The 13990-nt window shown below is 70.0% G+C and carries 10 protein-coding genes; 7 read left to right on the plus strand and 3 right to left on the minus strand.

Annotation, left to right across the window (positions count from 1 at the left end; translation table 11 throughout):
* The first annotated feature begins 124 nt into the window (after nt 1-124).
* Nucleotides 125-1675 (plus strand): pectate lyase family protein, encoded by a 1551-nt coding sequence (locus ACZ6JY_RS08450; protein WP_469193553.1) that lies wholly within the window; start codon nt 125-127, stop codon nt 1673-1675.
* A 43-nt stretch (nt 1676-1718) separates the two neighbouring features.
* Here ACZ6JY_RS08450 and ACZ6JY_RS08455 read toward each other — a convergent pair whose 3' ends face one another.
* Genes ACZ6JY_RS08455 through ACZ6JY_RS08465 form a run of 3 tightly spaced genes read right to left on the minus strand, consistent with a single transcriptional unit; the run spans nt 1719 to nt 4748 of the window.
* On the minus strand, nt 1719-3239 hold the full coding sequence (locus ACZ6JY_RS08455) for a carboxylesterase/lipase family protein (RefSeq protein ID WP_469193555.1): 1521 nt from the start codon (nt 3237-3239) through the stop codon (nt 1719-1721).
* Between the two features lie 22 nt (nt 3240-3261).
* A complete protein-coding gene (locus tag ACZ6JY_RS08460; protein ID WP_469193557.1) occupies nt 3262-4176 on the minus strand; it encodes an MBL fold metallo-hydrolase in 915 nt (304 codons plus the stop codon).
* Nucleotides 4177-4208: 32 nt separating this feature from the next.
* Nucleotides 4209-4748: an SRPBCC family protein gene (locus ACZ6JY_RS08465; RefSeq protein WP_469193559.1), complete on the minus strand. Its 540-nt coding sequence runs from the start codon at nt 4746-4748 to the stop codon at nt 4209-4211.
* 211 nt (nt 4749-4959) lie between these two features.
* On the opposite strand from ACZ6JY_RS08465, the gene ACZ6JY_RS08470 reads away from it, so the two are divergent.
* From ACZ6JY_RS08470 to ACZ6JY_RS08495, 6 genes are all read left to right on the plus strand, one after another.
* Nucleotides 4960-5844, plus strand: coding sequence for a helix-turn-helix transcriptional regulator (locus ACZ6JY_RS08470; protein ID WP_469193561.1), 885 nt, complete (start codon nt 4960-4962; stop codon nt 5842-5844).
* Nucleotides 5845-5954: 110 nt separating this feature from the next.
* Nucleotides 5955-10202: an nSTAND1 domain-containing NTPase gene (locus ACZ6JY_RS08475; protein WP_469193563.1), complete on the plus strand. Its 4248-nt coding sequence runs from the start codon at nt 5955-5957 to the stop codon at nt 10200-10202.
* Between the two features lie 40 nt (nt 10203-10242).
* Nucleotides 10243-10611: a CU044_2847 family protein gene (locus tag ACZ6JY_RS08480; protein WP_469193565.1), complete on the plus strand. Its 369-nt coding sequence runs from the start codon at nt 10243-10245 to the stop codon at nt 10609-10611.
* Between the two features lie 251 nt (nt 10612-10862).
* Nucleotides 10863-11204, plus strand: a complete 342-nt coding sequence (locus ACZ6JY_RS08485; protein WP_447035910.1) for an ArsR/SmtB family transcription factor — start codon at nt 10863-10865, stop codon at nt 11202-11204.
* Nucleotides 11197-11469: a hypothetical protein gene (locus ACZ6JY_RS08490; protein WP_469193567.1), complete on the plus strand. Its 273-nt coding sequence runs from the start codon at nt 11197-11199 to the stop codon at nt 11467-11469. Before ACZ6JY_RS08485 ends, ACZ6JY_RS08490 begins: the two co-directional genes overlap by 8 nt.
* 133 nt (nt 11470-11602) lie before the next feature.
* Nucleotides 11603-13900, plus strand: a complete 2298-nt coding sequence (locus ACZ6JY_RS08495) for an MMPL family transporter (protein ID WP_469193569.1) — start codon at nt 11603-11605, stop codon at nt 13898-13900.
* Nucleotides 13901-13990 lie beyond the last annotated feature (90 nt).

The following is a 13990-nucleotide window of genomic DNA, read 5'->3' on the forward strand; positions in this document are numbered from 1 at the left end:
CAGCGCTTGTCATGACTCTGTCATGCCCTCGCGCGGTAGCCGCCACCTGTCCGGCGAGAGGTCCGGCCGGGGCCGGGAAGCCGAGCCGGAACAGGGCCCGTCACCGACGAAGAGGGATACGAACATGAGAAGACCAGTCGCCCTGCGGCTCTCCGCGGCCGTGGCCGTGATGGCCTTGGCCGGCGCCACCACCGCCGCCCTGACGATGTCCGACGAGGCATCGGCGGCGCCCGCCGGCGTCGTCGGCAGCGCCACCGGCTACGCCTCCCAGAACGGCGGCACCACCGGCGGCACCGGCGGCCGGACGGTGAAGGCCACCACGGGCACCGCCATCCACGCCGCGCTGTGCGGGCGCGCCAGCAGCAGCACCCCGATCATCATTGAGGTCGAGGGCACCATCAACCACGGCAACACCACCAAGGTGTCCGGCAGCAGTTGCAGCACGGCGGCCGGGGTGATCGAGCTCAAGCAGATCAGCAACGTCACGATCGTGGGCGTGGGCGGCGGCGCCGTGTTCGATCAACTCGGCATCCACATCCGCGAGTCGAGCAACATCATCATCCAGAACGTGACCGTCAAGAACGTCAAGAAGTCCGGTTCTCCCACGTCCAACGGCGGTGACGCCATCGGCATGGAGAGCGACGTGCGCAACGTCTGGGTCGACCACTCCTCCCTGGAGGCGTCGGGCGGCGAGTCCGAGGGCTACGACGGCCTCTTCGACATGAAGAACAACACCCAGTACGTGACGTTGTCGTACAGCACCCTGCGCAACTCCGGGCGCGGCGGTCTCATCGGTTCCAGCGAGACCGAACTCTCCAACGGGTTCGTCACCTTCCACCACAACCTGTACGAGAACATCGACTCCCGCGCCCCGCTGCTGCGCGGCGGCATCGCGCACATGTACAACAACCACTATTCACGGCTCAACGACTCCGGGATCAACTCCCGCGCCGGAGCCAAGGCCAAGGTGGACAACAACTACTTCGAGGACTCCAAGGACGTCCTCGGCACCTTCTACACCGATGCCAAGGGCTACTGGCAGGTCAGCGGCAACATCCTGGACAACGTGACCTGGTCGCCCCCGGGCACCGACACCAACCCGGCCGGCCCCGACATGAAGTCCACCACCACGGTCTCCGTCCCGTACTCCTTCGCGCTCGACGCGGCCTCCTGCGTACCGTCCGTCGTGGCCCAGACGGCGGGCGCCGGCAAGGGCATGAAGGTCTCCGACGGCAGCTGCACCCCGCAGACCCCCACCCCGGACCCCACCGACCCCACGCCGGACCCCACCGACCCCACGCCGCCCACCGGGACCAACCTCAGCATCGGCGCCGGCGCGGACGGCTCCGGCAAGGCCTCCGGTACGAGCTACGGCAATGTGCGCGACGGTGACCTGAACACCTACTGGTCGCCCTCCGGATCGACCGGCTCCGTCTCGATCAAGTGGGGCACCGCCACCGCCGTGTCCAAGGTCAGCATCCGCGAGTCGGCGGATGCCACGGGCCGCGTCGGCGCCTGGCGCGTGGTCAACGGTGACACCGGCGCGGTCCTGACCTCCGGCAGCGGCGCGGGCGTCATCACCTTCCCCCGGACATCCCTGAAGAAGGTCACCTTCGAGATCACCGGCTCGACCGGCACCCCGAGGATCGCCGAGTTCGAGACGTACGCGAGCTGACCGTGTCCTAGCACCGTGTGTCGGGGGCAAAGGGAGCGCCGGGTCAGGTCCACACCTGGCGTTCCCGGCCGCGAGGGTCGTCGACCAGGGCCCAGTCGGCGTCGACACGCATCGTGGCCCTGCGCTCGGAGTCGTACGTATCCCAGCCGGGATCGCCCGTCGCGGCGAACCGTATCCACGCCTCGTGCACCCGGGGGGCGAGATCGGCCGGGGGCCTGTCGGGGCCGAGCATGGCGTGGGGACCGTACAACTGGGGCAGCCGCGTGAGGTCGAAGACGAACGGCAGCTCCATCGCGTGGGTGGCGCCGAGTTCCCCGCCCAGGGCTTGGGAGCGCCACGCGAACTCGTAGCGGTAGGTGGCGCCCCCGGACCGGCCGACACGTGCTTCGGCGTGGGCGTCGGCATGTGCGTCGGCCAGGGCCCGGCTGCCCGCGCCGAACAGGGCGTCGCCCATGATGGCGGACCGCAGCTCGCCGAAGGTCGCCCCCGGGCGGGTCTCGCGGTACGTGGCCACGAGCCGGCCGGGATCGGAGTGCGCACGTGCCGCGACGGCGTCGACGTCCGCGCGGGTCGAGGTGGCGTACGCGTCCACAGGGACCAGGTAGAGGTTCCCCTCCTCCGTGTTGGTTCCGACGAGCAGGTCGACGTCGGCGGCGAGGCCCGCGGCGACGCCGGCGGCCGGCTGGGTGTCCAGGACCAGGCTGAAGGGGCTGAGCCCGATCAGCGGGTCGTGGTGTGTGGCCGTCCGCAGGTCCGTGCCGGTGACCGCGGACGCCGCCTCCACCAGGCGGGCGTCCGGGATACGCGCGAAGGCATCGACGTGCGGCTCGATGCCCAGGGCCCGGGCCGCCGCACCGGTGACGCGGGCGGCCTGCTCGGCCGTGAACGCGCCCAGGCCGCTGCCGCTCTGGACGATCGCCCGGCGGAACAGTCCCGCGGCCTCGGGAGTGGCCAGGACTCCCCCGACGACGGTCGCTCCCGCCGACTGGCCGAAGAGGGTGACCTTGTGCGGGGCACCGCCGAAGGCGGCGATGTTGTCCCGTACCCAGCGCAGCGCGGCCACGACGTCGAGCAGGCCGCGGTTGGCGGGCGCTCCGGGGACGTCGAGGAATCCCCCGATGCCGAGCCGGTAGTTGAGGGTGACGAGGACGACGCCGTCGCGGGCGAAGGCGGAGCCGTCGTAGAGCGCGGACCGCGTCGACCCCGCGACGAACCCACCGCCGTGGACGAACACCATGACGGGCAGGTCGCCGTCCGCGTCGGCGGGCGCCCAGACGTTGACCGTGAGGTAGTCATCGCCACGGCTCCAACCGGTCCCGAAGTACGGGGACATGTCCACGCGGCCGAGTTTCCGTTCGGACTGCGGGGCGTTGGGCCCCGGCCTCGTGGCGTCCCGTACGCCGTCCCACGGTTCGTGCGGGCGGGGCCCCGCGAACCGGTCGGCGCCGCGGGGCGGAGCGGCGTAGGGAATGTTCAGGAAGGTGTGGACGCCGCCCTGGCGCAGGCCGCGGACGGTTCCCCGCGTGGTGGCCACGACGGGGCCGGGGCCGGTGTGCTGGTTCACTTGGAGTGCCTTTCCGCAGGGTTCAGCCCTGTGCGTCGTACGGGGAGAAGGGCGCCCAGCCCTTGACGGCGAACCTGCTGCCGTCGCGCACCACGTGTGCGGCGCCGTGGCCGCCCAGGTGCGCGGGAATGACGAGGGCGTTGTCGTCGGCCGCCCGGCCAAGGACCTTGTGCCGGGTGGCGCGTGCCTGCGCGGGGTCCTCGCAGAAGCAGCTGTTGCAGTCCGGTTCGAGGATCTGCACCGGGTTGTGCAGCAGGTCACCGACGAAGACCGCGCGGTCCGTCCCGGAGGCGAGCGTCAGTACGGAGGAACCGGGGGTGTGCCCCGGGGCGGCCTCCAGGCGCAGACCGGCGTCGATCCGGTGGCTGCCCTCCCACAGCAGCGTCCGTCCTGCCTGGTGCACCGGCAGGACGCTGTCCTCGAACACGTTCTGGTTGCCGCGCCCGAGCACGGTCTTGTGGCCGTTCTCCGGGTTCCAGAAGTCGAAGTCGTCCTTCGGCATCAGGTAGGTGGCGTTGGGAAAGGTGGGAACCCAGGTACGCCCGTCGAGATACGTGTTCCAGCCGACGTGATCAATGTGGAGATGCGTATTGATCACGATGTCCACATCCTCGGGGCGGACTCCCGCGCGGGCGAGGTTGTCGAGGAACCCGGTGTTCATCCGGCTCCACACAGGGGCGTACGGGCGCTCCTTGTGATTGCCCACGCCGGTGTCGACGAGGATGGTTTTGCCCTCGCTGCGCAACAGCCAGCTCTGGATGGCCGAGTTGACGATCCGGGTGTCATCGTCCAGGAACTCCGGGACCAGCATGGCGCGGTGTTCTTCCCATGCCTTGGCGGGGCTGTCGGGGAAGAACGTCTCGGGAGTCATGTCCACAGGTCCGTAATACTCGCGGATGCGGGTGACTGTGACGTCACCCAGGGTGATGGTGTTCACGTTCGGTCTCCGGGGGTGAGGGGGTCAGGAGGTCAGGGGCTGGTGGTGGTGCCGCCGCGCTCGGCGATCCAGCGCGCCAGGGCGCGGAGGGTGTGCTCGACGCTGGTGGCCATGTGGTCACGCAGGGCGTCGAGGTCGCCGCGGGTGCTGCCGAGCACCGGGTCAAGGCGCAGGAGCTGCCAGGACTGCTCGACGACGGTTCCGGTGCCGTCGGCGCGGAGGGTCCAACGCCATAGGACGATGCCTTCGACGACGAAGGCGAAGACGCTGCCGGGCCGGCTCTCGACGACCTCGGAGCGGCTGCTCCACTCGCGCTCGCCCCTGCGGTTGCGCCCCTCGAAGTGGGCGCCGGGCCAGGGCCCGTCGCCGTCGTCGTAGGCGACGTCATGAGCGCTGGGGCTCCAGGTGCTGATCATCGAGACATCGCTGATCACCTCGTACAGCGCCTCCGGAGAGGCGTGGACCCATGCGCTGCGGGTGAACGTGTACTCGGCCGCCTCGGGCACGGGTACGGGCACGGGCACGGGTACGTGGGCAGGCACGGCGTCGGCCTGGTGTGTGGTGGTGTGCAAGGGAAGCTCCGGGCTCGGATCGAATCGGGTCAGGTCGGCCGGTGATCGGCGGCCGGTGGCGAGACGCGCACCGCACGGAAGTGCCGCCGTCGCGGCGGACGAACGGTGCGGGACCCATGTCAGCGGCATCGCGGCGGCCGAGCCAGACCGGGCCGTGCCTATCCCTGACCGGGTCAGGTTCGCGGTCGGCGGGGCCCACATACTGGGCCTCATGAGCGGACAGCGAGAACTCGGGAACTTCCTGCAGACTCGGCGCGCCCAGCTGCGTCCCGAGGACGTCGGGCTCCGGGACTACGGGGACCGGCGCCGGGTGCCCGGCTTGCGCCGGGAGGAACTGGCGCTGCTGGCCGGCGTGAGTTCCTCGTACTACACACGCCTGGAACAGGGCCAGTCCGTGGGCGCCTCACCGGAGGTACTCGACGCCATCGGCCGGGCGCTGCACCTGGACGGGGCCGAGCAGCGGCACCTGCACGATCTGGCGGGCAGCGTGAAGCGGCGCGCGGTCGCCCACCGCCCGCCGCCGGAACACGTCGACGCGGCGATCTTCAACCTGCTGGAGGCCTTCGGCGACGTTCCGGCCCTCGTCAGCGGGCGGCGCAGTGACGTACTGGCCTGGAACCGCATGGGCCACGCGCTGTTCGCCTCCCACGTCGACCCGGCCGGCACGGCTGATCCCGGCAACCGCCCCAACCTGGCCCGGCTGGTCTTCCTGGACCCCCACACCCGCGCGCTGTACGCCGACTGGCCGAGCAAGGCGAGGGCGGTCGTGGAGAACCTCCGCATGACGGCAGGACGGCACCCCGACGACGCGCTGCTCACCTCGCTCGTCGGCGAACTGACCATGAAGAGCCCGGAGTTCGCCGCCATGTGGGCCGACCACCGGGTCAGCCCCTGCGACTCCGCGGAGTACGAGATGCACCACCCGCTGGTCGGCAGCCTCACCGTGACGCAGCAGAGCCTGCGTGCCCCGCAGGACGAGGAACGCCACATCGTGCTCGCCATCGCCGAACCGGGCTCCCCGTCACAGGCCGCACTCCACCTGCTCTCCCGGGCGACCGCCCCCATCGACAGCCCCGTCGACATGACCAAGGAGTGACCCCAAAGCCCCTGTTGCACACGGGTGTTGTGCGTAAAGTGACACCGGTGAAGGGCTGCGCCGCCAGTTGTTGACATGTCCTCAGGGCGCAGGGGATTTGAGGGCTGACCATGGCCGCTGTACGGGGAAGCGACGTCCTGGAGACGTCGCAGGTACGGGTGCTCGCGAGTGACGGAGAGGTCGTCGGGGCCGGGTTCCTGGTCACCGAGGACGTGGTGTGCACATGCGCGCACGTCGTCGTCAGAGCACTGGCACCGTCACTGTCCCTGGGGTCGGAGACCGGGGCCGACGAGGCTCCGGACGGCGCCGTCGACATCGACTTTCCCTTGCTTGCCGGCCGTCCCCGGGCGCGCGCGACGGTGGAGTCCTGGCGTACGGGCGACGCCGATGTGGCGCTGCTGAGGCTCGACGCGCCGGTCGAGGGAGCCCGGCCCGCGCCCCTGGTCGACGGGACGGGCGTGTGGGGGCACACCTTCCGGACGATGGGCTTTCCGGCAGGCGCCGGTCAGGGAGTCTGGGCGTACGGGACGCTGCGCGCCGGGCAGGGGGCCGGCTGGGTGCAGATGGAGGCGGACGAGCCCGGCCCCCGCGTCGCGGAGGGTTTCAGCGGGGCGCCGGTCTGGGACCACACGCAGGACGGCGTCGTCGGGATGACGGTGGCCGCCCACCTGGGCGAGCGCACCGCGTACCTGCTGCCTTCGGCCCATCTGATCGACGAGGCCACGCTGGAGTCGCGGTGCCCGTTCCAGGGCCTGGCCGCGTTCACCGAGGACGACGCCGAGTTCTTCCACGGCAGGGACGCCGACACCGAACGGCTGCTCGCCGCTGTCCGCACGCGTGCCGTGACGCTCGTGGCCGGGCCGTCGGGGTGCGGCAAGTCGTCACTGGTGCGTGCCGGGGTGCTACCCCGGCTGCGGGCGGCCGGGGCCGACGTGACGGAACTGCGGCCGCTGCTGGGCGTGCCTCCCGCCGACGTCGTCGCGCGGGCGCTGGCCGAGGTGCTGGAACCGGGCCTGGGCGAGGTCGACCGTCTCGCCAAAGCGCGGGAGCTGGCCGGTCTGCTCGACGCGGGCCACGGCATCGCCTCCGAGCTGCGCGCCCGGCTGCTGGGCCGGAGCGGAGACTCCGGACGCGTCCTTTTCGTGGATCAGCTGGAGGAGTACGTGGCCGGTGAACCGGCCGCCGCCCGTACGCTCTTCGGCCTGCTGGCCGACCTGGCGGGCGAGGACCTGCGGATCGTCGCGACGGCACGCCCCGACTCGCTCAACGTCCTGATCACGGCCGACACCTCCGACCTCATCAGCGATGCCGTCCAGTTCCTCGCGCCGCTCGCCGCCGAGAACCTCCGGCAGGCGGTGACGGCACCGGTCGACACCGTCCCCGGGCTGTGGTTCGAAGCGGGCCTGCCGGAGCGGATCGTCGCGGACGCGGGCGACGAGCCCGGTCGTATGCCGCTGGTCCAGTTCGCGCTGACCGAGCTGTGGCAGCGGCGCAGCCGCGCCATGCTCACGCACGCGGCCTACGACGACCTGGGCGGAGTCGCGGGCGCGCTCGTCGGCTACGCCGACCTCGCCCACAAGAAGCTGTCCACGGCCGATCAGGTCCTCGCCCAGCGGCTCCTCGTCCAGCTCGCCCGCCCGGGTGACGGTGACACCTTCACCCGTAGACCCACCCGCACGAGCGGTCTCGCACCGGAACTCGTCGCGCTCGCACGCCGGCTCGCACCGGGCAAGCTCGTCGTCCTCTCCCACGCACCGGGCGGCGACGAGCACGAGGAGATCGTCGACCTGGCGCACGAGGCGCTGACGACCCACTGGCCTCTCCTGCGGCAATGGCTGATCGATTCCCGCGACTTCCGCCTCTGGCAGGAACAGGTGCGCACCGACCTGCACCGCTGGCAGTCCCAACAGCGCGAGTCCGCCCGGCTGCTCAGCGGCACGGACCTCACCGAGGCGGAGTGCCGGCTGAACGCGCATCCCGACCCGGACGACATCTCGTCGGCCGAACGGGAGTACATCCACCTCAGCAGGAACCACGCACGGCGCGGCTCCCGGCTGCGGCGGGCCGCCGTAGCGGTGCTCGGCGTGCTGACCGTCCTCGCGGTCATCCTGGCGTTCACCACCTACCAGAGCCTCCGGCGGACCGAGCACCAGCTCCGCACCCAGGCAGCGGGAACCCTCGCCCAGGTGGCGGAGGAGCGCCCGCCGAACGACCCGGCCACCGCACTCCAGTTGGCCCTCGCCGCATGGCACACGGAACCCACCTCACGTGCCCGGCAGGCGCTGATGAACCAGTACGTGCGGGGGCAGTTCGTCACGGGCACCCATCCGTCCCTGTGGCGCGGCAACGTCGACGAGCTGACCGCGAGCGAGGACGGCCGGGTACTGGTGGTGGAATCGAAGCCCTCGGGCGGCCGACGGTCGACGGTCACCGTGGTCACCGGCGCCCGCGACGGGAAGCCCCGCGCGCGGGAACTCAGCGGCGTTCCCGAGGGCAATCTGGTCACTGTGGTGAGCCCCGACGGGCGTCATGTCGCGGCCGCCGCCGGACAGGGAGACGTTCTTCTGTGGCGGACGGGCGGAGGCGGCCCGAAGCGCCCGGTGACCCTGGAGACCGGCCCCCACAGACTCGACGGGGAGAAGAAGGATCCGCGGAGGGTCCTCGACTTCAGCGGCGACGGCGAGCGTCTGCTGCTGTTCCATCCCTACGAAGGGTGCGCGGCCGAGGCGCGGAAGTGCGGTTCGGCCTTCATGGACGTGTGGGCCACCGACTCCGGGCGCCCGGGGAAGGTGATCGACCGGATCGCGCTGCCGGCCGGCCTGGACGACGTCGCGTTCACGGCCGACGCGGACGCGGTGGCGACACTCCGCTCCTCCGCGGCGACCAGGGACGTCGTCGATGTGCGGGACCTGCCGTCGGGGCGCCGGCTGCACTCCACACGCATGGCCACGCCGGCCTCGCTGCGGGCAGGCGGAGAGATCGCCGTCCAGGACGACGGGCGGGCGCTGGAACTCGGCCGCGCGCCCGGACGCTCGTATCGGATACCCGCCGCCGGCGGATTCAGCGTCACCGACGCCACCACCCGCTACGAGATCAAAACCGCTCGGTCGCGCGATCCCGCGAGCGAGACGCACGACTACGCGGAACACACTCTGACGGATGTGCGCACCGGCCGCGCCTTCCACACCCGGGTCCCGGATTCGGGCGACGCGTCCGTGGTGGCGACCGCTGTCGCGGCCTTCCCGGGAGAGGGAGACGGACTCACGGTCCTGGCTGCCGTCGGTTCGACCCTGGTGGAGGCACGGGCCGACCCGGTCGGCGGCAAGCGGTCCCCGTTCGGCTTCCTGGATGTGGACACGGAGGCGTTGTCCCCGAACGGACAGCTCCTCGCCCAGGTCTCCTCGAAGGGCCGGCTCGCGATCCTGGACGCCTCGCGCAGGGAGCTGCGGTCGATTCGGGTTCCCGGCCCAAAGGGCGACGAGCCGGTGAGGTGGGCCGTCACGTGGACCGCCGACTCCCGACGGCTCGTGGTGTGGGACGAAGGGCTCGGCCTCAACCGGTCGTACGCGGCGGACGACCTCAGTTCCCCTCCCGTGGCTCTGGACGACGCGCTGCCGGGCTTCGACCGTATCCAGGGTGTGGTCGATGTCGGCGGCAGTGAGATCGCGTTGCTTTCCCGGGGCCGGCTGGCGCGGATCGACGCCGCGGACGGAAGGGTGACGACGCGCCCCTTCTCCGTCTACCGGGGCGCGGGCGAGAGTCCGGACGACGGCGGCTACATCGGGGATCAGCTCGTGGCAAGGCCGGAGCACCCCGGTCAGGTCGCGGTCAGCGACAGGCGCGGCGAGACCTTGTTGTGGGACCTACGGGCGCCGAGGCGCGTCGACGCGTTGCACGGTCCCTCCATCAGCTACGGCTCGGCCAGTGCCCCCTACGAAGCGCTGCTCGCCTTCGATCCGACGGGCACGTATCTCGCAGTCGTCAACGACGATGCCCAGGCGCGGGTCTGGGACGTACCGAAGAGGAAGCAGTTCACGCGCGGCATCCCGTGGGCGGACGACAGGGACGGTCTCGTCGGCCTCACGACGGACGGTCATGTGATGGTCTTCCGTGACGGTCGACTCCATTTCGTCGACCCCGGCAGAGGCGGAGGCGACTTCTCGGTCCCGTTGATGAAGGGCTTGTTCCACGTCGACGGGGAGCGGTTGGTGGTGGACACGGGGGCCGTGCGACAGAACATCGACCTGCGGCCCGAGGAGCAATTCCGTGCGCTCTGCGACGCCGCCGGGCGCGACTACACCGGCGCGGAACGCAGGCTGTTGCCTGAGGGCACACCCGAGGAGCCGCCATGTCCGTGACGACCAGGCACACACCCACGCAACACATTGAGGAGCCGTCTTGACCGACCCGCAGCAGCCGCGACTCACCCTGGACGACGGGACCACGGTCCGGTTCGTCCTGACGGAGGAGGCGACCCCCGTCACCAACGGCTTGGGCCCCGCCGTACCCGTCTCCCGCGCACGGAACGTCCCCGCGCTCGCCGCCGACACGCTGCGCGCCACGCTCAAGCCGCTCGGCCCGCTCGTACAGGAGGTGCACGCCGCGGTGAACACCGCGTCGACGCCCCCCACCGAGATCACCGTCACCTTCGGCGTCCAGGTCGGCCAGGACCTCAAACTGGGCATCGTGAACGGCAGCGGCCAGGCCCACTTGACGGTGACAGCCACGTGGCGCCCGGACGGGGCGGACGGCGGGGCGGCGAGCTGAGGCAGAAGCCCTCAGGCGCCCTCCACGGCCGGCTCCGAAATCCCCGCGCACTCCCGTTGCGCTACATCAACGAGGCACCGAACAGGTGCCTTCCAGATACCCGCTCCTTCGTGCCGCCACGGCAACTACCGCGCCCTCACCCCTCGTTCGAATTCCGAGGTGACGTTCGGATCTGCGGACGCCGGGGGTTGCACCATCTCTAGGCACCTGCAAGTATTCCTTAGCACGAGCAAGGAGCTGGTATGCGGAGGATGAATGGCGACCACATGCTGCGGGCTGCCTCGGCGCTCGCCAATCCGCACCGGATGCGTGTCGTCGCGGCACTCTCAGGCAAGCGCAGCTACGTGAGCGAGTTGGCCCGCGAGCTCGGCATCAGCCGCGCCCTGCTACAGGTGCACCTCCGCAAGTTGGAGGCGGCTGAACTGGTTACGGCTGAACTACAGCTTTCGGAGGACGGGAAAGCAATGAAGTACTACGAGGTGACCCGATTCGCGGTCCTCCTCAGCCCGGAGACCATCGCGGACGCCGCCCAGACCCTCACGCTGCCTCGTGATGGATCACAGTCCGGACGAAAGGAGTCATCCGATGGATGACGAGTATCAGTGGCAGGCCGTAGCCGCGATCATCGGCGTCTTCATCCTGGTCACGTCCGTGATCGTGGTCCTCATATGGATGCGCACGACGACTGCCCGGGCCAAGGCGCTCCTGTCCCGCGAGTCGGACTACCGGGACCTGTCCGAGGAAGGCGCGAAGACGCAGCAGACGGTGCTGCGCCAACTGGAGACCGTCAATGCACGGCTGGAGGACATGCAGAACCGCCTGGACGGGGTTGAACGCATCCTCAAAGAGACCGAATAGACCTCGACGCACCACCGCAGAACGACCCCGGGCCGACGAGCGGCAACTCGTCGGCCCAGGTATGGAAGGCGCTCCATCTCGCCAGTAGGCGAGTTCTCGCAGGTAAACACCCTCTGAGGAAGGACAACACGTCATGCCGGGCATTGGCAAGCCGCGTCCCGACGAGGCGGTCGACGGCCCCCGGGGCACCTTCGTCGAACGCATCAACGCATGGTCAGTACGACATCGCAAGACGGCTATCGCGGGCTGGTTCGCGCTGGTCCTTGCCGCGATACTGGCCGGCGGCATGGTATCGGGCCCCGAAGCCCTGACGAGCGACCCAGGGGAATCGGGACGGGCCCAGGAAGTGCTGCGATCGCAGCAGACCGACGAGCCCGTCCAAGAGAACGTGTTGATCCAGCCGCGCGAGAGCGACAGCCGGACCCGGTTCTCCTCGGCCGAGATCCAGGCAGCGGTCACCGACATGGTGCAGACGTTGAAACGCGAGTCCGAGTCGGTCGCCGACGTTCGCTCGCCTCTGGACAAAGGCAACGACAGCCTCCTCTCCGAAGACGGCCGCTCCGGACTCGTGACCTTCGAGGTCTCCGGTCCTGACGAGGAGTTGGGCCTGCACTCCGAAACGGCGTGGAAAGCCATCAACGCCGTCCAGGATCGCCACGAGAACGTCTGGGTCGGCGAGGCCGGCGACATGAGTACGCGGACCGCGGTGGACAACGCCTACGACGACGATTTCCAGCGTTCCGAAGTCATTTCGCTGCCGCTGACGCTGATCATCCTGCTCATCGTGTTCGGCGCGCTGATCGCGGCGAGTGTCCCGCTGCTGCTCTCGATCACTGCGGTGCTCTCCGCCCTCGGCTTCCTCCAGGCACTCGGCCACGTGATCCCCATCAACAGCACCGTCTCCTCCGTGGTGCTCCTGATCGGCATGGCCGTCGGCATCGACTACTCCCTGTTCTACCTGCGCCGCGAGCGTGAGGAGAGGCAGCGGGGCCGCAGCTTCCAGGAAGCTCTCAAGGTCACCTCTCGCACCTCCGGACACGCCGTCGTTCTCTCCGGCGTCACCGTGATGCTCTGTCTTTCCGGCCTGTATCTGACCGGCATGGACGTCTTCCGCGGGCTTGCCGTCGGCACCAGCATCGTCGTCGGCCTGACGGTGATCGGCTCCATGACCGTGCTCCCGGCTCTCCTGTCCGTACTGGGCCACCGCGTGGACAAGGGCCGGATCCCCTGGCTGGGCCGCCGGCGGACTGCCGCAGCGGAGTCACGGGTGTGGGGCACAGTGGCCCGAGCCGTGGTACGTCGTCCGTTGGCGTGGGGCGGCGCCGCGTTGCTCGCGCTGCTGGCGGTCGCGCTCCCCGCGCTGGACATGCGCCTCCAGGACCCGTCCGTCACGGACAGCCTGCCGCACTCCAATGTCGCCGTCGAGACGGTGGCCCGTATGGACAAGGCCTTCCCCGGTGATCCGTCTCCGGCTCGGCTCGTCGTCTGGGGCGACAACGTGGGCGACTCGGCCGTGCGCCAGGCCGTCGACTCACTGCGCGAGCGGGCGGCCGACACCGACGGGCAAATCAGCACCTCCATCACGAGCGCCGCGGTCGGTGACGCACTCGTGGTCAAGGTACCGCTGGCCGGTTCGGGGACCGACGAGACCTCGAACGCCGCTCTGGAAACCCTCCGCCAAGACCTCCTGCCGGCGACGCTGGGCAAGGTCGACGGCATCGAGTACGCGGTGAACGGTCAGACGGCCCAGCCGTACGACTTCACCAAGACGCTGAGGGACACCACGCCCATCGTCTTCACGTTCGTGCTCGCCGTGGCCTTCATCCTCCTGCTCGTCTCCTTCCGGTCGCTGGCCGTTCCGATCATCTCGATCGTCCTCAACCTGCTGTCGATCACTGCCGCCTACGGTGCCGTCACCTGGGTCTTCCAGGACGGTCACTTCACTTCGCTCCTGGACTTCACCCCGTACGGCGGAGTGACCAGCTGGCTGCCACTGTTCATGTTCGTGCTGCTCTTCGGCCTGAGCATGGACTACCACATCTTCATCCTGAGCCGGATCCGTGAACGGCGGCGGGCAGGCGAGGAGCCAACGGCTGCCGTCGTCAGCGGTATCGCCACCAGCGCCGGCGTGGTGAGCAGCGCGGCTGTCATCATGGTCGCCGTCTTCAGCATCTTCGTCACGCTGTCGGCCATCGAGTACAAGATGCTCGGCGTCGGCATGTCAATGGCGATCATCATCGATGCCACCATCGTGCGGGGTGTGCTGCTTCCCGCGATCATGGCCCTGCTGGGCCAGAAGACCTGGGCCCTGCCGCGGTGGCTGCACTGGATCCCGGGCGGCAAGGAAGCAGCGGCGGCCCCGGAGAAGATCCGCGCTCCCGAGCCCGAGGAGCCCTCGATCGTGGGCGGCTCGGTGGGGACGCGTCCATGAGTACGCCGGCCCTGACGACGTGCCGGGCGGGGCAGCGGCTCCCCTGAGGAACCATCTGTTGTCTTCTCACCGTCCGGCCTGGCGCACTGG

It is taken from the genome of Streptomyces sp. NPDC046335, from assembly GCF_055587985.1.

Bases quoted from the DNA above. Each gene is read 5' to 3' on its own strand.
- ACZ6JY_RS08450 (WP_469193553.1), top strand. From the start codon at position 125: ATGAGAAGACCAGTCGCCCTGCGGCTCTCCGCGGCCGTGGCCGTGATG.
- ACZ6JY_RS08470 (WP_469193561.1), top strand. From the start codon at position 4,960: ATGAGCGGACAGCGAGAACTCGGGAACTTCCTGCAGACTCGGCGCGCC.
- ACZ6JY_RS08475 (WP_469193563.1), top strand. From the start codon at position 5,955: ATGGCCGCTGTACGGGGAAGCGACGTCCTGGAGACGTCGCAGGTACGG.
- ACZ6JY_RS08485 (WP_447035910.1), top strand. From the start codon at position 10,863: ATGAATGGCGACCACATGCTGCGGGCTGCCTCGGCGCTCGCCAATCCG.
- ACZ6JY_RS08490 (WP_469193567.1), top strand. From the start codon at position 11,197: ATGGATGACGAGTATCAGTGGCAGGCCGTAGCCGCGATCATCGGCGTC.
- ACZ6JY_RS08495 (WP_469193569.1), top strand. From the start codon at position 11,603: ATGCCGGGCATTGGCAAGCCGCGTCCCGACGAGGCGGTCGACGGCCCC.